The 21,214-nt window shown below is 56.0% G+C and carries 26 protein-coding genes, 1 tRNA gene and 1 riboswitch; of the genes, 10 read left to right on the top strand and 17 right to left on the bottom strand.

The features are described from left to right. From ACR0IO_RS18550 to ACR0IO_RS18530, 5 genes are read right to left on the bottom strand one after another with little or no spacing between them, the layout of a single operon-like run. Positions 1–867 (bottom strand): polyprenyl synthetase family protein, encoded by an 867-nt coding sequence (locus ACR0IO_RS18550; RefSeq protein WP_480743511.1) that lies wholly within the window; start codon positions 865–867, stop codon positions 1–3. Next, a complete protein-coding gene (locus tag ACR0IO_RS18545) occupies positions 868–1,110 on the bottom strand; it encodes an exodeoxyribonuclease VII small subunit (RefSeq protein WP_155146860.1) in 243 nt (80 codons plus the stop codon). After that, a complete protein-coding gene (locus ACR0IO_RS18540) occupies positions 1,107–2,033 on the bottom strand; it encodes a histone deacetylase family protein (RefSeq protein WP_480743509.1) in 927 nt (308 codons plus the stop codon). The genes ACR0IO_RS18545 and ACR0IO_RS18540 overlap by 4 nt, the downstream gene beginning before the upstream one ends. Positions 2,034–2,072: 39 nt before the next feature. Beyond that, complete coding sequence (locus tag ACR0IO_RS18535) at positions 2,073–2,774, bottom strand: response regulator (protein WP_155146856.1); 702 nt, start codon at positions 2,772–2,774, stop codon at positions 2,073–2,075. Next, positions 2,771–3,283, bottom strand: coding sequence for a MarR family winged helix-turn-helix transcriptional regulator (locus tag ACR0IO_RS18530; protein WP_155146855.1), 513 nt, complete (start codon positions 3,281–3,283; stop codon positions 2,771–2,773). The genes ACR0IO_RS18535 and ACR0IO_RS18530 overlap by 4 nt, the downstream gene beginning before the upstream one ends. 158 nt (positions 3,284–3,441) lie before the next feature. Between ACR0IO_RS18530 and ACR0IO_RS18525 the strand changes: the two genes are divergently transcribed. The 4 genes from ACR0IO_RS18525 (at position 3,442) to ACR0IO_RS18510 (ending at position 6,386) form a co-directional block, all read left to right on the top strand. Further along, the gene (locus ACR0IO_RS18525) at positions 3,442–4,308 is read left to right on the top strand and encodes a branched-chain amino acid aminotransferase (protein ID WP_480743506.1); all 867 of its coding nucleotides are present in this window, start codon (positions 3,442–3,444) and stop codon (positions 4,306–4,308) included. A 123-nt stretch (positions 4,309–4,431) separates the two neighbouring features. Continuing rightward, entirely contained in the window at positions 4,432–5,382 is a 951-nt protein-coding gene (locus ACR0IO_RS18520) for an AraC family transcriptional regulator (protein ID WP_480743504.1), read from the top strand. Positions 5,383–5,493: 111 nt separating this feature from the next. Then, positions 5,494–5,859: an SPW repeat domain-containing protein gene (locus tag ACR0IO_RS18515; protein WP_170336520.1), complete on the top strand. Its 366-nt coding sequence runs from the start codon at positions 5,494–5,496 to the stop codon at positions 5,857–5,859. Between the two features lie 317 nt (positions 5,860–6,176). Beyond that, entirely contained in the window at positions 6,177–6,386 is a 210-nt protein-coding gene (locus ACR0IO_RS18510; protein ID WP_480743501.1) for a hypothetical protein, read from the top strand. Between the two features lie 21 nt (positions 6,387–6,407). Here the strand turns inward: ACR0IO_RS18510 and cobO are convergent, their stop codons facing one another. From cobO to ACR0IO_RS18485, 5 genes are all read right to left on the bottom strand, one after another. Beyond that, entirely contained in the window at positions 6,408–7,007 is a 600-nt protein-coding gene (cobO, locus tag ACR0IO_RS18505) for a cob(I)yrinic acid a,c-diamide adenosyltransferase (protein WP_155146846.1), read from the bottom strand. A 56-nt stretch (positions 7,008–7,063) separates the two neighbouring features. Then, complete coding sequence (locus tag ACR0IO_RS18500; RefSeq protein ID WP_155146844.1) at positions 7,064–7,999, bottom strand: DMT family transporter; 936 nt, start codon at positions 7,997–7,999, stop codon at positions 7,064–7,066. A 52-nt stretch (positions 8,000–8,051) separates the two neighbouring features. Next, positions 8,052–8,714, bottom strand: a complete 663-nt coding sequence (locus ACR0IO_RS18495) for an HD domain-containing protein (protein ID WP_480743497.1) — start codon at positions 8,712–8,714, stop codon at positions 8,052–8,054. Continuing rightward, positions 8,698–9,798 carry a chorismate synthase gene (gene aroC, locus ACR0IO_RS18490; protein ID WP_480743494.1) on the bottom strand — a complete coding sequence of 367 codons (1,101 nt, stop codon included), beginning with the start codon at positions 9,796–9,798 and terminating at the stop codon, positions 8,698–8,700. The genes ACR0IO_RS18495 and aroC overlap by 17 nt, the downstream gene beginning before the upstream one ends. Before the next feature lie 93 nt (positions 9,799–9,891). Next, the gene (locus ACR0IO_RS18485; protein WP_480743491.1) at positions 9,892–10,332 is read right to left on the bottom strand and encodes a 6,7-dimethyl-8-ribityllumazine synthase; all 441 of its coding nucleotides are present in this window, start codon (positions 10,330–10,332) and stop codon (positions 9,892–9,894) included. Between the two features lie 72 nt (positions 10,333–10,404). Further along, a riboswitch (FMN riboswitch) is annotated at positions 10,405–10,552 on the bottom strand. Positions 10,553–10,607: 55 nt separating this feature from the next. Between ACR0IO_RS18485 and ACR0IO_RS18480 the strand changes: the two genes are divergently transcribed. Next, a complete protein-coding gene (locus ACR0IO_RS18480) occupies positions 10,608–11,222 on the top strand; it encodes an FMN-binding negative transcriptional regulator (protein ID WP_480743488.1) in 615 nt (204 codons plus the stop codon). 23 nt (positions 11,223–11,245) lie between these two features. On the opposite strand, the gene ACR0IO_RS18475 is transcribed toward ACR0IO_RS18480, so the two are convergent. Continuing rightward, a complete protein-coding gene (locus ACR0IO_RS18475; protein ID WP_155146838.1) occupies positions 11,246–11,692 on the bottom strand; it encodes a c-type cytochrome in 447 nt (148 codons plus the stop codon). 483 nt (positions 11,693–12,175) lie between these two features. On the opposite strand from ACR0IO_RS18475, the gene petA reads away from it, so the two are divergent. Genes petA through ACR0IO_RS18460 form a run of 3 tightly spaced genes read left to right on the top strand, consistent with a single transcriptional unit; the run spans position 12,176 to position 14,910 of the window. Beyond that, positions 12,176–12,760, top strand: coding sequence for a ubiquinol-cytochrome c reductase iron-sulfur subunit (petA, locus tag ACR0IO_RS18470; protein ID WP_170336531.1), 585 nt, complete (start codon positions 12,176–12,178; stop codon positions 12,758–12,760). A 12-nt stretch (positions 12,761–12,772) separates the two neighbouring features. Then, the gene (gene petB / locus ACR0IO_RS18465; protein ID WP_480743484.1) at positions 12,773–14,104 is read left to right on the top strand and encodes a cytochrome b; all 1,332 of its coding nucleotides are present in this window, start codon (positions 12,773–12,775) and stop codon (positions 14,102–14,104) included. 17 nt (positions 14,105–14,121) lie between these two features. After that, entirely contained in the window at positions 14,122–14,910 is a 789-nt protein-coding gene (locus ACR0IO_RS18460) for a cytochrome c1 (RefSeq protein ID WP_155146833.1), read from the top strand. Positions 14,911–15,077: 167 nt separating this feature from the next. Here the strand turns inward: ACR0IO_RS18460 and mtaB are convergent, their stop codons facing one another. Both mtaB and dapF read right to left on the bottom strand, forming a co-directional pair. Next, positions 15,078–16,334 (bottom strand): tRNA (N(6)-L-threonylcarbamoyladenosine(37)-C(2))-methylthiotransferase MtaB, encoded by a 1,257-nt coding sequence (gene mtaB, locus ACR0IO_RS18455; RefSeq protein ID WP_480743480.1) that lies wholly within the window; start codon positions 16,332–16,334, stop codon positions 15,078–15,080. Further along, the gene (gene dapF, locus ACR0IO_RS18450) at positions 16,331–17,173 is read right to left on the bottom strand and encodes a diaminopimelate epimerase (RefSeq protein ID WP_480743478.1); all 843 of its coding nucleotides are present in this window, start codon (positions 17,171–17,173) and stop codon (positions 16,331–16,333) included. The genes mtaB and dapF overlap by 4 nt, the downstream gene beginning before the upstream one ends. 211 nt (positions 17,174–17,384) lie before the next feature. Here dapF and ACR0IO_RS18445 point away from each other — a divergent pair. After that, positions 17,385–17,460: transfer RNA gene (locus ACR0IO_RS18445), tRNA-Lys, on the top strand. Positions 17,461–17,638: 178 nt separating this feature from the next. Here ACR0IO_RS18445 and ACR0IO_RS18440 read toward each other — a convergent pair. The 4 genes from ACR0IO_RS18440 to ACR0IO_RS18425 all read right to left on the bottom strand — a co-directional run bounded on the left by ACR0IO_RS18440 (position 17,639) and on the right by ACR0IO_RS18425 (position 20,458). Further along, positions 17,639–18,394, bottom strand: a complete 756-nt coding sequence (locus ACR0IO_RS18440) for an SDR family oxidoreductase (protein WP_480743475.1) — start codon at positions 18,392–18,394, stop codon at positions 17,639–17,641. Between the two features lie 902 nt (positions 18,395–19,296). Then, a complete protein-coding gene (locus tag ACR0IO_RS18435; protein WP_480743473.1) occupies positions 19,297–19,605 on the bottom strand; it encodes a GNAT family N-acetyltransferase in 309 nt (102 codons plus the stop codon). A gap of 2 nt (positions 19,606–19,607) precedes the next feature. After that, the gene (locus tag ACR0IO_RS18430; protein WP_480743470.1) at positions 19,608–20,051 is read right to left on the bottom strand and encodes a hypothetical protein; all 444 of its coding nucleotides are present in this window, start codon (positions 20,049–20,051) and stop codon (positions 19,608–19,610) included. Between the two features lie 38 nt (positions 20,052–20,089). After that, the gene (locus tag ACR0IO_RS18425) at positions 20,090–20,458 is read right to left on the bottom strand and encodes an antibiotic biosynthesis monooxygenase family protein (protein ID WP_480743468.1); all 369 of its coding nucleotides are present in this window, start codon (positions 20,456–20,458) and stop codon (positions 20,090–20,092) included. 103 nt (positions 20,459–20,561) lie between these two features. Here ACR0IO_RS18425 and ACR0IO_RS18420 point away from each other — a divergent pair, with 103 nt between their 5' ends. Continuing rightward, complete coding sequence (locus ACR0IO_RS18420; RefSeq protein WP_480743466.1) at positions 20,562–21,050, top strand: MarR family winged helix-turn-helix transcriptional regulator; 489 nt, start codon at positions 20,562–20,564, stop codon at positions 21,048–21,050. Positions 21,051–21,214: the final 164 nt, after the last annotated feature.

Genomic DNA, 21,214 nt, shown 5'->3' with positions numbered 1-21,214 from the left:
TTAGCTGTCCCGGGCAATAACGAAGCGTGCGGCTTCCTTCAAGGTTTCGGCTTTGGGTCCGTAACCATCCAATGACGCGCAGGCCTGATCAATCAGATCGGTTGCACGGGTCTTGGCGGCATCCAGTCCCAACAGCGAAACAAAGGTTGCCTTGCCTGCATCCGCATCCTTTTGCAGGCGTTTTCCAGCTTTCTTGGCATCGCCCTCTACATCAAGGATGTCATCGGCGATCTGAAAGGCAAGCCCCAATGCTTGGGCATATCGGCGCAATGGTGCAGGATCGGCCTGTGCCATCCGGGACCCGGCGCAGGCGGACCACTCGATCAGGGCCCCGGTCTTTCCTGACTGCAGTCGCGTGATTTCCTCCAGCGTCAGAGGATCAGGGGCTGTTTCAGCGGCAATGTCCAGCGCTTGCCCCAGCACCATACCTTGTGCCCCGCTCGCCTTGGCCAGTGTCAGAACCAATTCGGCGCGCACTTCAGCACTTCCTGTTTCCGGCCGCGCACAGAGTTCAAATGCTAGGGTCTGCAGCGCATCGCCGGCAAGAACGGCAGTGCCATCGTTCCATTTCACGTGAACCGTCGGGCGCCCGCGTCGCAGGTCATCGTCGTCCATGCACGGCAAGTCGTCATGTACCAGTGAATACGCGTGTAGTGCCTCAATACCGGTCGCAGGCCAGATCGCGTGTGATTCATCAATCCCATGCAGACGGGCGCTTTCCAGAACCAGAAAACCGCGCAGGCGTTTTCCGCCCTGTGTGGCATAGGCCATCGCGCGGGTTACATCGAGATCGTCCAGTGCGCCCAGAACCAGATCGAACTGCGTCTGAATGCGGTCTGCATCCTGCGCAAGAATTTCGCGAAACATTCAGAGCCCTTCGACAGGTGTCGTCCCGGTCGGCTGACCATTGGCGTCCAGCGTGATGGCGGCCACCTTTTCTTCGGCCCGCTTCAGCTCGTCCTCGCAGCGCTTTTTCAGCGCGGCGCCACGTTCATAAAGCGCGATGGACTGATCCAAAGCCACATCACCACGCTCCAACTGGCCAACAACGGCTTCAAGCTCTTTCATCGCCTGTTCGAACGTCATTTGATCTACGGGAGTATCTGTCATGGGGCTGCCTTCATCAGTTCCTGCACATGGGCGCGTGTCGCCTCGGCCAGTGCGTTCAGATCATAACCACCTTCAAGAGTCGAGACGATACGACCATCGCAGATTTCTTCGGCGATCTTGCACAACTCGGCGGTGACCCACGCGAAATCTCCGGTCGACCAATTCAGATTGGCCAGCGGATCGTCCTGATGAGCATCGAAACCCGCTGAAATGATGATCAGCTCTGGTTTGAAGGCGCGCAATCGCGGGAATGCCTGCGTCTCGTAGGCTGCGCGCATCTCGGCCCCGCCAGATCCGGGTGCAAGTGGAATGTTCAATACGGTGTCATAAGCACCGGTCTCGTCGGGTCGCCCCGAACCGGGCCAAAGTGGCATCTGTTGGCTGGTGATCACCAGTGCGCGCGGTTCATCCCACAGCAGATCCTGTGTCCCATTACCGTGGTGTACATCGAAATCGACCACAGCCACGCGTTTTAGTCCGTGATGATCCAGTGCGTGCTTTGCAGCCAGTGCGGCATTCCCGAACAGGCAGAACCCCATGGCGGTTTCGCGCTCTGCGTGATGTCCGGGTGGGCGGATGGCGCAGAATGCGTTTGGGGCTTCACCTCCCAGAACCAGATCGACCGCCCGAACAACCGCCCCGGCCGCGCGATAGGCGGCATCGACTGACCCTGGCGACATGAACGTGTCTCCGTCGATCTGCTTAAATCCTTCGTTGGGCCGGTTGCTGCGGATATCCCGAATGTGGCTTTCCGGGTGAATGCGCAACAGATCATCATCTGCCGCGAGCGGCGCAGTAACCCGTTGCAGATCCAGCGGCTCGAGCGCATGAAGGATGTGTTCCAGCCGCTCCACGCGTTCGGGATGTCCCTGCGGCGTGACATGGCCGAGGCAATCAGCATGAGTGATCAGGGCGGTTTTCATACTGTTTTCCTGTTTTCTTGTTGTGGCCGAGGCTGCGATTTAGTCGGGCGCCAGCATGTAGCCGGCACCGCGCACGGTCTGCAGATAACGCGGCTGTTTTGGATCCTGTTCGATCTTGCGGCGCAGGCGTGTGATCTGAACGTCCACGGCGCGTTCCTGAGCCTGACCTTTGTCGCGGCCCAGATCCTCAACCAGTTTGGCACGGCTGATCGGCTCGCCGGGCTGTCCGGAAAAGATCTTCATCAACTGGCTTTCAGTGGCGGTCAGACGCACCGGATCCTCACCCTGCCACATCTCACCACGTTCGATGTCATAGCGTATCGGTCCCAGATGCAGAATTTTCGACACTGCATCCTGAGCGGGCGTTTCCGGCATCCGGCGCAGGATCGCATTTATGCGTAGCAACAGTTCCTTGGGTTCGAACGGTTTGGCCAAATAGTCATCCGCGCCAGCCTCAAGACCTGCAATCCGATGTTCGGTTTCACCGCGCGCGGTCAGCAACAGGATCGGTGTTGTATGTGTTTCCCGCAAGGCACGGGTCAAACTGACCCCATCCTCGCCGGGCATCATCACATCCAGAACGATCAGGTCGAAATCCAAACCAGACAGAACCCGGCGCGCATGGGCGGCATCGCGGGCTGCGGTGACCAGAAAGCCATTGCGCATCAAAAACTTCTTGAGCAGATCGCGAATACGCTCGTCATCGTCGACGATCAGCAGATGGGCGTCCATATCGCTCATGAGGTTGTATCCCGCAGTTTCGTATATGCACGACGCATATCAGCATCCATCATCGCTTCAAGCACTTTGCGAAATCCTGCCACGGCCTCGGGGCCTGCATCCTTGTAGGCGGCGCGCATCCGGGCGCGCTGTGCATCCGATAGCTTGGATTCCAATGCCTTGCCTTTCTCCGTCAGAAACAAATGGCGTTCCCGCTTGTCTACGGTCCCGACGCGACTTTCGACCAGACCATCGTCAATCAGGGTTCTCAGTACCCTATTTAGAGATTGTTTCGTCACGCCAAGGATAGCTAACAGGTTGTTTACCGTTGTTCCGGGGGCGCGGTTGATAAAGTGGATGGCCCGGTGATGGGCGCGCCCATAGGCCATCTGGGTCAGAATTCGATCCGGATCTGCGGTAAACCCTCGATAAGCAAAGAACATCGCCTCGATTCCCTGCCGCAACTGCTCATCGGTCAGAAACAACAGGCTTTCTCCGCCAAAGACAGGCGCGGGGCGGATTTCGGACATATCATGCCTCATTCGTTACTCAGGCTGACTTTATGTCAGCGTTATTGACATTCCAAGTGCGTACAGGTATCGAATCGCAGTTTTTGCGCAACATTATGTCCGCTTCGGTCTTAAATAGCGCAACAATCGAAAATTCAGCCCGGTTCAGGAGGTTTCGCATGGCGGGGTATGACGATCGTGATGGTGTCATCTGGTTGGATGGCGAACTGGTGCCCTGGCGCGAGGCCAATGTGCATATTCTGTCCCACGCGATGCACTATGCCTCTTCGGTTTTTGAAGGTGAGCGGGCCTATAACGGCAAGATTTTCAAAAGCCGGGAACATTCCGAGCGCCTGATCGCCTCGGCCGAGGCACTGGATATGCCGATGCCCTATTCGGTTGATGAAATCGAAGCGGCAAAGGAAGAGGCGCTGAAGGCAAGCGGCCTGCAGGATGCCTATGTGCGGGCTCTGGTCTGGCGTGGTTCCGGTGAAGACATGGGCGTTGCATCTGCCAAGAACCCTGTGCGCATGGCCATCGCTGTCTGGCCATGGGGCGCGTATTACGGTGATGCCAAGATGCAGGGTGCCAAGCTGGACATCGCAGAATGGAAACGCCCCAGCCCGGAAACCATCCCGGTTCATGCCAAGGCGGCGGGGCTTTACATGATCTGCACCATTTCGAAGCACAAGGCCGAGGCCAAAGGTTGCTCGGACGCGCTGTTCATGGACTATCGCGGCTATGTGGCCGAGGCGACAGGCGCAAATGTGTTCTTCGTCAAGGATGGTGAGGTTCACACGCCGCTGGCAGATTGCTTCCTGAACGGGATTACCCGGCAGACGGTCATCCAGATGCTGAAAGACAAAGGCATCACCGTACATGAGCGTCACATCATGCCCGAAGAGATGTCTGATTTCGAACAGTGCTGGCTGACCGGAACTGCGGCCGAAGTCACGCCTGTTGGCCAGATCGGCGACTACATATTTGAAGTAGGCGATCTGACGCGTGAGATTGCGGAAGACTATGAAAAGCTGGTTCGCTCCTGATCTCACGATAAGAATCCTTGAAACCCTCGCTTATGCGGGGGTTTTTTGTTGCGGTGCGTGCAGAATTCCATGCCAATCGTTCAGACAGGTGGACGAACGCTCCAATTGAGATAGGTTCGGGCCATGTTGGATTTGCTCAGCGATATTCTCACCCGTTTGTCTTTGCGGGGAACATTCTACTTTCGCACGTCTTTCACTCCGCCTTTCGGGATTCAGGTGCCGAGCTTTGAAAACGTGGCACGATTCCATTTTGTTCAGCGGGGTGAGCTGAAGGTGTACGTTTCTTCCACCAGCGAAACCATTCGTCTGCGGCAAGGTGATCTGATCCTGATCCCTCATGGTGCGGCGCACGCACTGCTGTGCAACGAGGTCAAGCCGATGGACGCGCTGCCGTTGGAACAGGTTCTGGAGGCTTCGGGTTACAAGGGCGACGGTGTTCTTGTGTATGGTGGCGCGGATGAGGACAGGGATACGCAGCTGATCTGCGGGCATTTCTCATTCACCGGACCCGCCGGTCGCCGTGGAACCGGCCATATGCTGATAGACCGGTTGCCGCCATATATTCTGATCGAAAACTACGGTGAGGACGCGGGTGCCTGGGTCGAGGCTACTTTGCGCATGATCGGTTCCGAAGTGGCCGGAGCGCGGATCGGGGGCGATCTGATTGCGCTGAAATTGTCAGAAGTTCTGTTCGCGCAGGCCATCCGTGCATATCTTGAACGTCAAAGCACAAGTGATGCAGCTTTGGCAGGTTTCGCCGATCAGCGCATTTCCCGCGCTCTGACAGCTTTTCACCAATCCCCTGCTCAGGAATGGAGCGTCGCCCTCTTGGCGAAAGAGGCAGGCATGTCACGCACCGCTTTTGCGCAACTGTTTGCGGAAAAGATGCACACGACGCCAATGCAGTACCTGACGGATTGGCGCATGCAGATCGCCTGTCATGGATTGACGGAAAGCCGCTGGAACGTGGCAGATGCTGCGGCCGAAGTCGGATATGCCTCGGAGGCCGCGTTCTCTCGGGTGTTCAAAAAGCAGGTTGGCCTGTCCCCGGCAGCTTACAGGGCGATGCACTGATAATCCTATACTTCTGAACGATCGGCAATGTTTCTGAGACGATCTGGGCTGCACCGTCCGACCCGCGCTTCCTATTCTTTGGTCATATCTCATCAAGGAAAGGAAATTCAGATGTCTCTTCGTTTCGTTACCCGTTCGGTCCACGCATATCTGGACTATCCGGTGGCCATTGCGTTGATGGTCCTGCCTTTTGTCCTGGGACTGGGGCAGTCGAACCCAATGGCGTTTTGGTTGTCTGTAGTTACCGGTGCCGCGGCTTTTGTTCTGACCGTTTTGACCGATCATCATCTGGGGATCTGGCGGGTTCTGCCTTACAAATTCCATCTCGCGGTCGATCTGATTGTGGGTATCACCTTTTTGTTTGCGCCTAGCCTGTTTGGCTTCTCGGGACTGGATGCGATCTACTACTGGCTGAACGGCGCTGCCGTCGTTGCTGTCATCTCACTCAGCGCACCAGAACAGGGCGTAACCGCCTGACAGAGCGTCCGCCTCTGTCACCGCATCTGAGCGCTACGCTCACAAATCTGAGCCGCTGGTATTAAGTACCGTCGGCTCAGGACGTGGGAATGGCCATCACCTGAGTCTAATTTTTCGAAACAGCGAGAAAGAGCGCGCAGGTGGTTGGATCAAAAATTTTCGATTCAGGGCTTGATAAATCTGACTAAATTAATCAGATATAGCGCAACGCCAGATACGAGATGATCAAGCCTTAAGTTTCGAGGCGGTTTGCGCGCTTAGCGAATTCCATTGTGAGGGCGCGCCACCGTCTCGGAAACGAACCAAGGGGTGGCAATATGCGTGATCCGATCGACAAGTTGGTCTCTTTGCAGGGCACATCCGCGATTGGCGGTTGTTCACTGGACGACGATATTGCCGCTTATCTGGATCAAAAGTGTTGTGAAAATCCTGAGGGTTGCTGTGATCCGCATCCCGAAGATCGCGAAGAACCACGCCAATCCGTTCGCAGGCTGTACGAAAACAGCGATCCCCGCCCGAAACCATAGGCTCGAGCGGGGCTTAGAATATCAAAAGTCCACACCGCGCTGCGCTTTGATGCCAGCCTGAAACGGGTGCTTTTCTTCGGTCATTTCGGTCACCAGATCCGCATATTCCCGCAGTTCCTGGGGTGCATCACGGCCTGTCAGGAAAACGCTGGTTTTGTCTGACCGGGCTTTGAGACCTTCGATAACGGTCTCGACCGAAAGATACTCATAGCGCAACGCAATGTTGATTTCGTCCAGCACGACCAGATCATAGTCTCCACTTGCCATCAGCGCACATGCTTTGTCGAAGGCAGCGGTTGCTGCGGCTATGTCGCGTTCGCGATCTTGGGTATCCCAGGTAAAGCCCTCACCCATCGTGTGCCAGGTCACCAGATCCCGCTCTTCAAAGAAACGGCGTTCACCTGTTTTCCACTTGCCTTTGATGAATTGCACCACGGCAACTTTTTGGCCCCACCCCAGCGCGCGGATTACGACACCAAAAGCGGCAGAGGATTTGCCTTTGCCCTTGCCGGTATTGATCAGAACCAGACCGCGCCCGGGGTCGACCGCCTCGGACACTTTCTTGCGGTGCTTGGCCTGCACCTCCTGCATCTTTTCTTTGTGATCCTGTGCGTCGCTCATAGGGATACCTCGTCAAATCTCCGGCCCAAACTAGGGAAAGTTGGGAAAAGGTAAAGTCACGCTTTCGGGTCTGTCACCGATCGGGCTTTGCCACGCTCCAACCCAAGCTGATGTTCGCGCCAGATCACCACCACATTGCCAGCAATGACGAGCGCTGCACCTATCAGGATGGCAAGTGTCGGTAGTTCGTCAAACCAGAGATATCCTATGATTATGGCAAACAGCATGCTGGTATAGTCATATGGCGCCAGCATCGAGGCCTGCCCGAACCTGTAAGACGAGGTGACAAGTATCTGGGCAACGCCACCTGTCAGACCCATCGCAATCAGGATAGCGGCCTGTTCCCACGTGGGCATGGTCCAGCCCCAGAAAACGGTCAGCCCGGACAGCAGGGTCGCGGTCATCGAGAAATAGAATACGATCGCCGCAGGATGATCGACCTGAACCAGTTGCCGAATGTGAATCTGAACAAAGGCACGGGCGATGGTTGCACCAAGAACGCACAGAGCTCCGATGGTGGCCGCCACTTCCAGTTCGCTACTGCCGAGGCGAGGCCAGATCATGATCAAGACACCCAGCAGCCCGATGGCGACCGCGCCGATACGTATCATTCGGATGCGCTCACCCAGCATGACTGCGGCAAGAATCAGAGTGAAGATCGGAGTGGCGTAGCCAATTGCCGTGACTTCGGGCAGCGGCAGCAGGCTAAGCCCCGTAAAGGTCAGGCCCATGGCCATCGTACCAAGCACTCCGCGCCAGAAGTGGCCCATTGGTTTCTTCACGACAAAACCCTGCGCCAATTCTCCGCGTGATATCAGCCAGATAATGATGACCGGGATGGCAAAAAGTGAGCGAAAGAACACCAGTTCGCCTGGCGGAAAGTCTTCTGACAGGGCTTTGACCAGCGCCGACATAGCCGTGAACAAGAACAGGGCGCTGAGCTTCAGCGTCACGGCAAGAACAGGTCGATGCGATGTTAAGGATTTTGCCATCGGCGCGACCCTGCGCCTTTGTTTGGCAAAGATCAATGTCTGCTGGTCGGGATTATCGATTCACCCAGCTTCGTGGCAGCGTGCTGTCAATCTCATCCGCAAAGTCTTCGAGAAACCGGATCATGCGCGCGGTTCTGGTACGTGCAATTTCTTTGCCTGCTTCCGTTAGCATATCGTCCGGCAACTTCAGGAGTTTGACCTTCCAGTGATCAATAGAGAATTGCAGATCGTTCAGGGGTCGCTGTTCTGCGAAAGGATCAAAAGGATCATAAAGCGGGCGGTCCAATGCACCAGCAACTGAAAAAGTACGGGCTATACCGATGGCACCCAGAGCATCCAGACGGTCAGCGTCACGCAGGATGCATGCTTCGTCCGTTTCCGGAGGAACCCCTGCAGAGTAGCTGTGGGCAACAATTGCATGTTGAGTGTTCTGAACTTCGCTTACGCCAAAGCCCAGATTCTTAAGAATAGACTCTGATTCCTCGGCGGATCGCCGTGAGGCCAGATGGCGGTTCGGATCGTCTTTTGCCAGATTGACCAGATCGTGAAGGTAACTCGCAGCAAGTAGCACGCGCATATCGTTCTGGTCATTCGCAATGGCCTGCACATTTACCCAGACCCGGTCCAGATGGGCCAGATCATGGGCTGGATCTGTTGCCATGCGGGTCTGTACGATGTCGCGCAGGCGGTCGCGAAGTTCAGCCAATCCGGCCACGGTTCTCGCCGATTTGGCCGCGATGCAACAGCAGGTGGTCCAGGATTACGCAGGCCATCATTGCCTCACCCACAGGCACGGCGCGGATGCCAACGCACGGGTCGTGGCGGCCCTTGGTGATGATCTCGGTCTCTTCACCGGATTTGGTGATGGTCTTACGAGTCGTCAGGATCGACGATGTTGGCTTGACTGCGAACCGCACGACGAGGTCCTGACCAGTCGAGATGCCACCAAGAATACCGCCCGAGTGGTTCGAGCTGTATTGGGGGCCGTTCTGCCCCATGAAAATCTCATCCGCGTTGGCCTCACCCGTCAGCTCGGCGGCGGCCATACCTTCACCGATCTCAACGCCTTTCACCGCGTTGATCGACATCATCGCAGCGGCCAGATCAGTGTCTAACTTGGCATAAACCGGCGCACCGATCCCAGCAGGTACGCCGCGTGCCACAACCTCAACAATCGCCCCAACCGAATTGCCGGATTTGCGCAGGTCGTCCAGGTAAGCTGCCCAGTCCTCAGCTGCTTGCGCATCCGGGGTCCAGAACGGGTTCTGTTCGATTTGGGACCAGTCGAAATTGTCCCGGTCGATCTTATGCGGCCCAATCTGAGTCATATAGCCGGTGATCTGAACGTTGGGAGCGATCTGTTTGATCGCCTCGCGCGCCAGACTGCCTGCCGCAACGCGAGATGCGGTTTCACGCGCCGAACTGCGCCCGCCGCCGCGATAGTCGCGGATGCCGTACTTCTGCCAATAGGTGATGTCGGCGTGACCCGGACGGAACTTGTCCATGATATCGCCGTAGTCTTTTGAGCGCTGATCGGTGTTTTCGATCATCAGCTGCACCGGCGTACCCGTGGTCTGACCTTCGAACACGCCGGACAGGATTTTCACCTGATCGGGTTCGCGCCGCTGGGTGGTGAATTTGTTCTGACCCGGTTTGCGCTTGTCCAGCCAGTGCTGAATCATGCCCTCATCGATCGCAACGCCCGGAGGGCAGCCATCGACGGTCGCACCCAAAGCGGGCCCGTGGCTTTCACCCCAGGTGGTAACACGGAAGAGGTGGCCAAAACTGTTCATCGACATGGGCATGCTCCTTTGAGCGTCGTGATTAGCGGGCAAGGCCCTTGGCCTCAAGCGGATTTGCGGTGGGGGCATGTTTGCCCCAACCCAATGAGCTTACGCAGCGGTGGCCAGTTGTGCGCGTGTCGCGTTGATTTTCAGCGCAGCTTGTGCGGCTTCGCGGCCTTTCTCAACAAAATGCGCGCGGTAGATGGCGTTGTGGTGATCGGTCTGCTGATATTGGTGCGGCGTCAGGGAAACGGACAGGACCGGTACGCCTGTATCCATGCCAGCGCGCATCAACCCATCGACAACGGCCTGAGCCACGAAATCGTGCCGGTAAATACCGCCATCCACGACAAACGCCGCGCAGGCGACCGCGGCATAGCGGCCGGTCTGGGCCAGATCGCGGGCCAGCAGCGGCATCTCAAACGCGCCGGGGACGTCGAAAACGTCGACCTGATCGGCGGGGATGAGTTCCAGAAACCCTTCGAGGGCCTGATCAACGATATCGGAATGCCAGTTGGCTTTCACAAAAGCATAGCGGGTGTGTGTCATCATGATCTCCTTTCGCAACAGACACGTCACCCAAGGCGATCACGGGCAGGCACGCGGCAAGGCCGACGTGCTGCACGTTCTCTTTCATCCGGACTGTAACCGTCGGCTCTGGCTTTTCACCAGATCTGCTGACACCCCGTTAACCGGGGCCGCTCGCGGGCTTACGGGTCGCAGCCCGCATACCGCCGGTGGGGAATTTCGCCCCGCCCTGAGAACATCGCAGAGCTTGCCAAGGACTGCCCGGTTCTGCAAGTGCTGTTGGCAGGAGGACAGGTATGCACCCCAACCCAGCCTTTCGCGCCGAAGATCGCGCGCGCCATGTTACCTTCGCCCGGGATCGCGCGTTTGGTATTCTTGCCTTGTCGACGCAGGATGCGCCGTTGCTAAGCCATGTCCCATTCCTTCTGGATGAAGATGGGCAAGTGGCAGAGCTTCATCTTGTACGTTCAAATCCCATTGTTCGGTTATTGAAGCAGCCTCAGACTGTGCGGATCGCAGTTTCCGGGCCAGATGGCTACATTTCTCCGGATTGGTATGCAGTCGAAGATCAGGTGCCGACCTGGAATTATGTCGCGGTGCATTTGACCGGCCAACTTAAGCTGATGCCACAGGACACACTGCCTGATCTTCTGGACCGCCAGTCAGAATTTTATGAAACACGCCTGTTGTCAAAACCGCCTTGGGTCACAGGTAAAATGTCCGAGGGCGCATTGGAGCGGATGATGCGGATGATCGTGCCGTGCCGCATGCAGGTCGAAGATGTTCAAGGCACTTGGAAACTGAACCAAAACAAGACAGATGGCGCTCGACTGGGCGCTGCTGATCAGGTTGAGGCTGCGGGCTTTGGTGTTGAAACCGGACGGCTGGCCGCGTTGATGCGGACGACGTGACCAGCGCCGGAATCGGGAACTTTTTACTGATCGCTGAAGGTGGCGAGATAGGCCGCGACATCGTCGGCCCCTTTCTTCAGCTTAACGCTCATATTGGGGCGGGCTGATTCGTCATCCAGATACTCCTGAATGAAAACGATTGGGTTTTCGGAGTAAGCCGCGATGTTTTCTTCGGTCCAGACCAGACCTTCATCACCCGCACGGATCATATCATCGGTGAACATACCGATGGGCAAACGCTCGCTACCATAGCGATAATCGTTTTCGGACCCGGCAACGCGCCCGACCACCCCATAGAGATTCGGTCCGGTGATGCCGCCTTTGACCAGAACTTCGCCATCCTTGATGATCGCGTGGCAGGATGAGCATCTATTGTAGAGTTTTTCACCTTTTTCCGGATCACCGGCAGCCGAGGCCTGAGTTGAAATCGCAATCGTTAACAACACCGTGGTCACAGTGACCTTTGACATGAGTTATCTCCTGTAAGGAGTTCGCGCGATTTGGCCTTTCGGACATTCTCGTTTGGGGTGCAATAGAAATTTGCCTCTCGGAGCGGATCTGGAAATATCTATTTTAAATTAATAATTTAAACTAAACACAATACCGCTATGGTTGCGCAATTTCGTTTCTGATTGCTATCCAATCCACCCGTTCGAAACGGCGTCTGAATGTTGGTCGGATCTTCAGCCACCGCTCGCAGAGCAAGTGGATTCCGCCGAATCAGCAAGTTTGTTGCCGGGTGCTCTAAGTGATGAAACAGATTTAATCCGCTTCATATCTTGAAATAATTGGCCTTCGTTGTGACATGAAAGCCCGGATGCGGCGTAATGCGCGCCTATGACCGCTGGACGAACCGATTTCTCCCCGATAGATACCCCGTTTAAGACACCGCATTCGTGCGGTGCGCGAGCTATATGCCCGTACGCGGGCGCCAGATAATCGGAGAAAACCTCGTGTCCCACGCAGAAGACCACGAAGGCACCCGCAGAGACTTCCTCTACTACGTCGCTGGCGGCGCAGGTGTCGTAGCAACGGGGGCTGTTGTTTGGCCCCTGGTCAACCAGATGAATCCTTCGGCAGATGTACAGGCTCTGTCCTCGATCCGCGTTGACGTAAGCGGGGTCGAGCCTGGAACGCAGCTGACCGTGAAATGGCTGGGTAAACCGGTCTTTATCCGTCACCGCACAGGTGCCGAGATCACCGAAGCCCAGGAACAGGATGCAGAAGGCGTTGACGCGCTGCCTGATCCGCTGGCCCGTAACTTCAACCTGAACCCTGATGCTCCTGCGACGGACGCCAACCGCGTGATGCCGTCGCCCGAAGGCGAAGCGCCGGGTGCATGGATCGTTCAGATGGGCGTTTGTACGCACCTCGGCTGTGTGCCGCTGGGCGACGCTGGCGACTTTGGTGGCTGGTTCTGCCCCTGCCACGGGTCGCACTATGACCTTGCCGGTCGTATCCGTAAGGGCCCCGCGCCCGAGAACCTTCCTGTCCCGCCCGCAGAATGGGTGGACAACAGCACAATCAAACTCGGCTAAGGGAGACCCAGAATGTCAGGAATTCCCCACGACCACTATGAGCCAAAGACCAAAGGCGAGAAGTGGCTGAACAGCCGTCTGCCGATCGTCGGCCTGCTTTATGACACCCTCATGATCCCAACCCCCAAGAACCTGAACTGGTGGTGGATCTGGGGCATCGTTCTGGCATTCTGCCTAGCGTTGCAAATCGTTACCGGCATTGTTCTGGTGATGCACTACACCCCGCATGTCGACCTGGCCTTCGCCAGCGTCGAGCACATCATGCGTAACGTGAATGGCGGCTATATGATCCGCTATCTGCACATGAACGGCGCGTCGCTGTTCTTTGTTGCGGTCTACATTCACATGTTCCGCGGCCTGTTCTACGGCTCGTACAAAGCCCCGCGCGAGATCACGTGGATCATCGGTATGCTCATCTACCTGATGATGATGGGTACTGCGTTCATGGGTTACGTTCTGCCTTGGGGTCAGATGTCCTTCTGGGGCGCAACCGTGATCACCGGCCTGTTCGGCGCGATCCCATTTGTTGGCGACGCAATCCAGACCTGGCTGCTGGGCGGACCCGCAGTGGACAATGCTACGCTGAACCGCTTCTTCTCGCTGCACTACCTGCTGCCCTTTATCATTGCGGCGCTGGTTATCGTGCACATCTGGGCCTTCCACACTACCGGCAACAACAACCCAACAGGTGTTGAAGTGCGTCGCGGTTCAAAGGCCGAGGCCGAGAAAGACACCCTGCCGTTCTGGCCCTACTTCGTGATCAAGGATCTGTTCGCGCTGGCCGTCATTCTGGTCGTGTTCTGGGCCATTGTTGGCTACATGCCGAACTATCTGGGCCACCCGGACAACTACATCGAAGCCAACCCGCTGGTTACACCTGCACACATCGTCCCTGAATGGTACTTCCTGCCGTTCTACGCGATCCTGCGGGCCTTCACCGGTGAGGTCTGGGTCGTTCAGTTCGCCAGCTTTATCACCGGCGGCATCATCGACGCCAAGTTCTTTGGTGTGATCGCGATGTTCGGTGCGATCCTGGCGATGGCCCTGGCGCCCTGGCTGGACACTTCGACCGTGCGTTCGGGCAAGTATCGTCCGATGTTCAAATGGTGGTTCTACCTGCTGATCGTCGACTTCTTTGCCCTGATGTGGCTGGGTGCGATGCCCGCAGAAGAGCCTTATGCGACCTTCTCGCTGATCGCGTCTGCCTACTGGTTCGCCTATTTCTTTGTGATCCTTCCGATCTTGGGTGTCATCGAAAAACCCGATGTACCGCCGGAAACCATCGAAGAAGACTTCAACGCGCATTATGGCAAGGCTAACGCCGACGCCACGCCGGCCGAGTAAGAAGAGGGACCGGAATCATGTTCAAGAAACTTGCAATCGGTGCCGCGTTTGCTCTGGCCCTTGCGCCCGCCTCGACCTTTGCGGCAGGTGGCGGTGAGCAGCACATCGAGGACTTTGACTTTTCGTTCGAAGGTCCGTTCGGCACCTATGATGAACATCAGCTTCAGCGCGGCCTTCAGGTTTACACCGAAGTCTGCGCGGCCTGCCACGGCTTGAGATACGTGCCTCTTCGTACCCTTGAGGATCTGGGGTACACCGAAGAGCAGGTCATCACTTATTCGGCTGACAACTTCGAAGTGTTCGATCCCGAGCTGGACGATTTCCGCCCGGCCATCCCGACCGACCACTTCCCGGCCAACGACGCCGTTGGCGCACCTGACCTGAGCCTGATGGCAAAGGCGCGTGCCGGTTTCCATGGTCCTTATGGTCTGGGTATCAACCAGCTGGTCAAAGGCATGGGTGGCGCGGAATACATCGCCTCTCTGCTGGATGGCTATACCGGTAAGGAAAAGGAAGAAGCGGGTACGATCCTGTACGAAAACACCGCATTCCCCGGTGGCTGGATCTCTATGGCCCCGCCGCTGGCTGAAGATCAGGTCGAGTTCGCCGATGGTCACCCGGCCAGTGTTGAAGCGATGTCCGAAGATGTTTCTGCGTTCCTGATGTGGGCGGCTGAGCCCAAGATGATGGACCGCAAGAATGCAGGCTTCGTTGGCGTAATCTTCCTGACGATTATGTCGGTATTGCTTTATCTTGTGAACAAGCGCCTTTGGGCACCTCACAAAGGTAAGATCCGTAAGGACTAAGGTCTTAAGTGATCGCAAATGCAAAACCCCCGCACCGGATGGTCGCGGGGGTTTTCTTTGGTGATACCCAAATTCGCAGGGTGGTTTTCCGGATGGCGAATGCGAAAGGGACCACAGCCTGATCCATCTAGCGTTCAGAGGCCGATCCTGCTGATGCGGCTGCGTAGCTATGCCCGCAATTGCGAAGCAGATTTGCCGGTAATCACACCGCTCACAATCGTACCTTCGATTTGCGCTTGGTCGAACGTCACTTCGGTAAACTGTTCTGTCCGGCCCATATGCGCGTTTTCCATGAGGATCTGATGGGTCTTGCCAATCTGAGCCTCAAGGTGGCGGACAACCTGCTTCTCACCGGCCTGACGAAGCCTGGCTGCGCGTTCCTTGATCGTGTTTCCGTTCACTTGTTGCGGAATGCGTGCGGCGGGTGTGCCTTCGCGTTTGGAATACGGGAAGATATGCAACCAGGTCAGATCGCACTCTGTCACCAGCTTTAGCGAGTTTTCGAAATGGGCATCCGTCTCGGTCGGGAAACCGGCGATGATGTCTGCGCCAAAAGTCATTTCAGGGCGCAACCTGCGCGCCTCTTCCGTAAAGCGGATTGCATCATCACGCAGATGACGGCGTTTCATCCGTTTCAGGATCAGGTCGTCACCATGCTGCAGGGACAGATGCAGATGCGGCATCAGGCGCGGTTCAGTCGCGATTGCCTGCATCAGGTTCTCATCAACCTCAATCGAATCGATCGAGCTGATCCGAAGGCGTGGGAGGTCAGGCACCAGCTTCAGGATGCGCATGACCAGATCGCCCAGCTTGGGTTGCGCGGGCAGATCTGCACCCCAGGATGTCAGGTCGACGCCGGTTAGAACAACCTCGTTATAGCCTTTGTCCACCAACCGTTTGATCTGATCCACCACAACGCCCGCTGGGACGCTGCGTGAGTTGCCGCGGCCATAGGGAATGATGCAGAAGGTACAGCGATGGTCACAGCCATTCTGGACCTGTACATAAGCGCGGGATCGGGTCCCAAAACCGTCAATCAGATGGCCAGCTGTTTCAGTCACCGACATGATGTCATCGACCTGCACCGCTTCGGTCTCACCTATGAAATCAGCGGCCATACCTTTCCAGGTTTCGGGCTGCATTTTCTCGGTGTTGCCGATGACCGCATCGACCTCATCCATCTGTACAAATGTCTCAGGCTCGGTCTGCGCAGCGCAGCCCGTCACGATCAGGCGCGCATCCGGGTTTTCACGCCGCAGCTTGCGAATCTCCTGCCGGGCTTTGCGCACGGCTTCGGCGGTCACGGCACAGGTGTTTATGATCACCGCATCCTGCAACCCGGCTTGCTGCGACAGCTCTTTCATCGCCTCGGTTTCATAGGCGTTGAGCCGACAGCCCAGTGTTGTGAATTTTGGTGCGCTCATCCCAGCGACTCCAGAAACTCTGGCGTCAAAGTGCCAGAGAAGACATGGCGAGTTGGCCCGGTCATCCAGACACCGTCGTCGCGCCAGTCAATCCAGATGGTGCCACCGTCCAGTTCTATCTGCACCTTACGCCCTGTCAGGCTACGCCGAGCCGCCGCAACCGCAGTTGCGCAGGAAGAAGAGCCTGAGGCGAGCGTGATTCCGACACCCCGTTCCCAGACGCGCATCCGGATATGGTCGGTCCCGATGATCTGGGCGACCTGAACATTGGTGCGTTCGGGATAAAGTGGGTGGTACTCATATCGCGCGCCAAATTCCTCAAGCGGTATTGCCTCGGCATTCTCAACGAAAAACGTGCAATGCGGATTGCCCATACCGGTCGCGGTCGGTGCGCCTTCGATCGGCAGCTCCAATGTATCCATCTCCTCGGACAACGGAATTTCCTGCCAGTTCAGCTGAGGCTGCCCCATGTTAACGGATGTCAGACCGTTTCCCGCATCGCGGGCGAAGAGTGTCCCGCGTTCAGTCGTCAGCGTAAGTTCGGATTTCCCGGTTTCCTCCATCAGAAACCGTGCAATACAGCGGGTGGCGTTCCCGCAGGCCGCCGATGTCGAGCCGTCCGCATTATAGAACACCAGGCGCGCGTCCGATTCGCCGCTTTCGATGACGGCTAGCTGATCGAAACCAACACCAAACTGGCGATGTCCGATTCCCTTGGCCAGAGCCGGAGTAATGGCCGCAGAATGAGCGCGCGCATCGACAATGACAAAGTCATTGCCGAGCCCGTGCATCTTCATAAAGGGCAAACCGGTATCGTGTGAGTGTTGCATGGCGGGCATATAGCGATGGTCACAAAATGAATCCACCCTGTCACGCAGATTCCTGAAAAAAGGGGTTGACCCCCCTGCGCCACCTGCCTAATTAGGCCGCCTATCGGGACGCCGGAAACAAGTTAAACACCGGCGAAACGAGGCGCAAAATAAGGGCTTGAACCTGATCGGTAAAATGCCTTAGAGAGCGCCACGGATCGACAAGATCCAACAAAAGAGTGGGCCGTTAGCTCAGTTGGTAGAGCAACTGACTTTTAATCAGTGGGTCGCAGGTTCGAATCCTGCACGGCTCACCACTTTTTAAATAAAAACAAGAGTTTGCGTAGACGCCAGTAGTGGCGTTGAAGTTCGGTCGCTCCGTGTCCACCTGGCGTCTGCAAATTCAACATCCTAATTAATAGCTTCTCTGTGAGGCAGGTTTCGTATGTGTTAGCTCGCCTAACGACCATGCGCTGCAAACTTTGTGGCGACTATTCAAAGCAGTCGGGTCGCCATGCCGCCATCCACGGCTAGTGGTGAACCGGTCACAAATTTTGACCTGTCTGACAACAAGAACAACGCAGCCTGCGCAATCTCCACTGGCTCTGCCATGCGTTTCACAGGGTGCAGACCAGCAATAAAGTTATGGGTGGCGGGGTCATCTCCGGCCATATCGGTTTTTGTGCCACCCGGCAAAATAGTGTTAACACGAACACCGTTCGCTGCGTGATCAGATGCCAAAGACTGTGTGAGCCCGATCAGCCCGGCCTTGGATGCGGCATAGGCCCCCATGCCAGGCATTCCCCCGTTGCTGAAGCCAACAAAAGTTCCGGTGAACACGATGGACCCACCGCCGCGCTGCTCAATCGCCGGCAGCTGTGCTTTTGCTGCAAAAAAAGCGCTGGTCAGGTTTGTCGCAAGAACTGATTGCCAGTTGTCGGATGCCATCTCCGAGACCGGCCCCATCTCACCCATCAAGCCCGCGTTGTTAAATGCACCATCAAGGCCGCCAAATTGACGTTCGGCAAGATCGACAAGCTCTTTGGAGTAGGCTTCGTCAGTCACGTCACCCGCTAGGCAAATGGCACGCCCATTGTTCTGTGCGATCTGCTCTGCAATTGTGTTCAAGCGGAGTTCACGGCGCGCACCCAACACAACATTTGCTCCTTCTGAGGCAAACAGAAGTGCGGCAGCAGCACCTATTCCACTGCTCGCCCCCGTTACGATGATGGTTTTGTCTCTCAGTTCCATGGCTATGCCTTTCCGTAGTCGCATGCCAATCAACTAGGGAATGACGCGAGCAACGTGCGACCCGTATCTTGCGGGTCTTGAGAAACTTGAAGTGGATGCGCAAGAAACGGGTCGGTTCACAACTTACGGCCGTAAGCGGGCATTTGTGTCCATTGTAGCATCGGTTCATTTGTACTCAGGGCTAGCTTGCACAAGCATGATGAGCTGAGATCGAGGCAACGAGGGCGGCACTGCAGGCAAGGTCCGCGAGTGCGCGAGAGACCGCAGTCGAGTAAAAATCGACCAAAAACCGTTTAGTTTGTTGAGTCAGAGATATCACTCTGATAGTTAGAGGCACTGGAAACCCTGATTTAGGAGAGAATAGATATGCTGAATCGTCAGACCTCAATGCTTTGCGCGCCAGGCGCAGTAGCCCATTAAAGCGGTCTGACAGGTTTCCAATCTGAAGGCCGCCTCGTGAGCGGCCTTTTTTATGTTTTCCTCACGTGGCGGCTTTCCATCAATTTATGGAGAGTACAATGCCAAGTTTATCACTTTACATCCCACTCAGCCGGTCGCGCAGTCTCCTACTGCAGCTAGTGGCCGTTTTCGCCCGGCGGCCCAGCGGAGATCAGCCCGTTCTGCTCAGGAGAGCCGATCTGCCGGAATATCTGAGGAAAGACGTGGGCCTCCCGCCCGAGGTTGAACACCCACCTCCTTCGCACCATCGGTTCCCGTTTTGAGCAGACGATCCAGCAAGGGCAGATCTATGCCCTTGCTTTCCTAATCGCACATTGTTCGGCGTACAGGACAATACTGGCTTACGACTTATGGCGAGATAGTTGTCTTGACCATTACTGCTGTCTCTTCAACCCCAAAGAACTTTTGGCCTTGCTCAATGTAACCTAATGACGAGTGGAGTTTTATCGCGATGAGGAAGACGAAACTGTGAGTTCTCGCAAACCTCGTTCGAAAGCAACCTTTTCAAGCTTTCCCACCAAGTTACTTCCAATCCTTTTGCGGCGCAGGTCAGATGCGACAAATACAGTATTTAGTTTAGAGCCTTGCGGCGAGCCTGTGCTAATGACCTCTTCATCAGACAAAACGAAGATGATCAGCCTGTTTTTGAAGGATCCAAGATCATGAGACGTCGAGAAGTTGCGGACATAGCGCCAATTCGCTGCGTTTGCTCGGATGTCGGCAATTTGGCCATGCTTGGGTTGGAACTGCATCTTCAGCGAGGCCTCCGAATTTTACCTGTCATTCGTAAACCATCACGAATGTTCAGTCCCATCATCGTGAGGTTGGCTGCGCCAGCGATTAGTTCAATCGCCTGAACCGTATAAAATGTGCTGTCGAAATCGCCAGCGGCGGCCTTATCAGCCAGAAACCAAGCGGCGGGTACGAGGACCAGCAACCCATTCAGCGCAATGATCGGCATACGGGTCTTCTTTGCTCTTGTCAGCGCATCTTTGCGTTTCCGGCCCATTGCCATGCCCGATCCGCCAGCAATGGCCATTGCCGGAATGAGAATGAACATGCCCTTCAGGATCAACGCTTTGACAGCTGCGACTGTTTCATGGCTCGCAAAGAGTTCGCTGGTGACCGTTGATGTCCAGAAGAGAAGGATCATCACAAAGCCGATGCCGCCCGCGATGGCGTGAATCTTTGTTTTCATTGCGGTTCCCTCAAATTGGCTTTTTTCAAAGGGTATCGTCACGCCGTGCAGCAATTTGGCACCGCAACCTTCTCGAACAGGTGGGGTGCTGTCACAGCGCTTGAAGGATAGTGGCTGAGCTGCTGCTGAAATTCGGGGTTTGAAAACGCGGCGCGGAAGTCCGCAATGGAATCCCAGACCGCGTAGTTCAGGTACATGCTGCCATCACCAATAGCTTTATGCAGTTGCGTGCTGATGTAACCCGGTTGCTTTTTCATCCATTGGGCATCGCTCTTCCAGGCTTCAACCAAGGCGTCTTGGTCAACGGGATCGACTGTGAAGAGGTTGATGAGAACGACGGGTCCAGCGTCGATGCTCAATTGTTGTTCAATGGGAAACTCAGGGTCGAGGGGTTTGAAACTCACCATTTCAGTACTCCTTGAAAGTCATTTCAGTTTGGTGCCATGTTGTCATATTTAGGAAGCATCAAGCAAAATGACAATATGTTGTCAAGTAGAACGAGGAATCGACATGTCGGATGACCGAAGGACCGAAGAAGGAGAAGCCGTGACAGCGCTGATACTGGATGTGTTTCGGTTGAACGGTCGATTGCAGCTTGCCGGTGACCGCCTCGTATCAGAACTCGGTCTGACAAGTGCCCGGTGGCAGATCCTTGGCGCCATTGCCTATGCTGAACAGCCGGAATCCGTCGCATGGCATGCAAGGACGATGGGTGTTCACCGGCAAGGCGTTCAACGGATCGTCAACGAGTTGAATAAAGAGGGTGTCGTCAAGTTTCAGCCAAACCCACACCACAAGCGGGCGCACTTGGTCGTTATGACTGGAAAGGGGCAGGAGTTGTACGAAGCCGCGATTGCGAGGCAAATCCCTTGGGTGAATGAACTCTCGGAAGGCCTGTCGCCAGATGATATTGCGACAGCGCAAAACATTGTAGGCCGTCTCAAGACGCGTCTCGAAGAAACCTCATCGCAACAAGACCAGAGCCAGAACCAAAGCTGACGCTCGAACAGGGTTCAGCATCGGTCTTTCTGGGCTTCTTGCCACCGTTCTCTGCGGTTAGCTTGAAGTGGTGGTAAATGCTCAAAGCTGCCGTTGCTCCCACTTCCATCCTTCGTCCCTTCAGCAGCTTGTGAGGGTACCCTCAGAACGCGAAACGTTTCCAG

The sequence above is a fragment of the Ruegeria sp. CE12 genome (assembly GCF_056537525.1).
The sequence above is the reverse complement of the archived record's forward strand: the minus strand, read 5'-3'. Positions and strand labels throughout refer to the sequence as shown.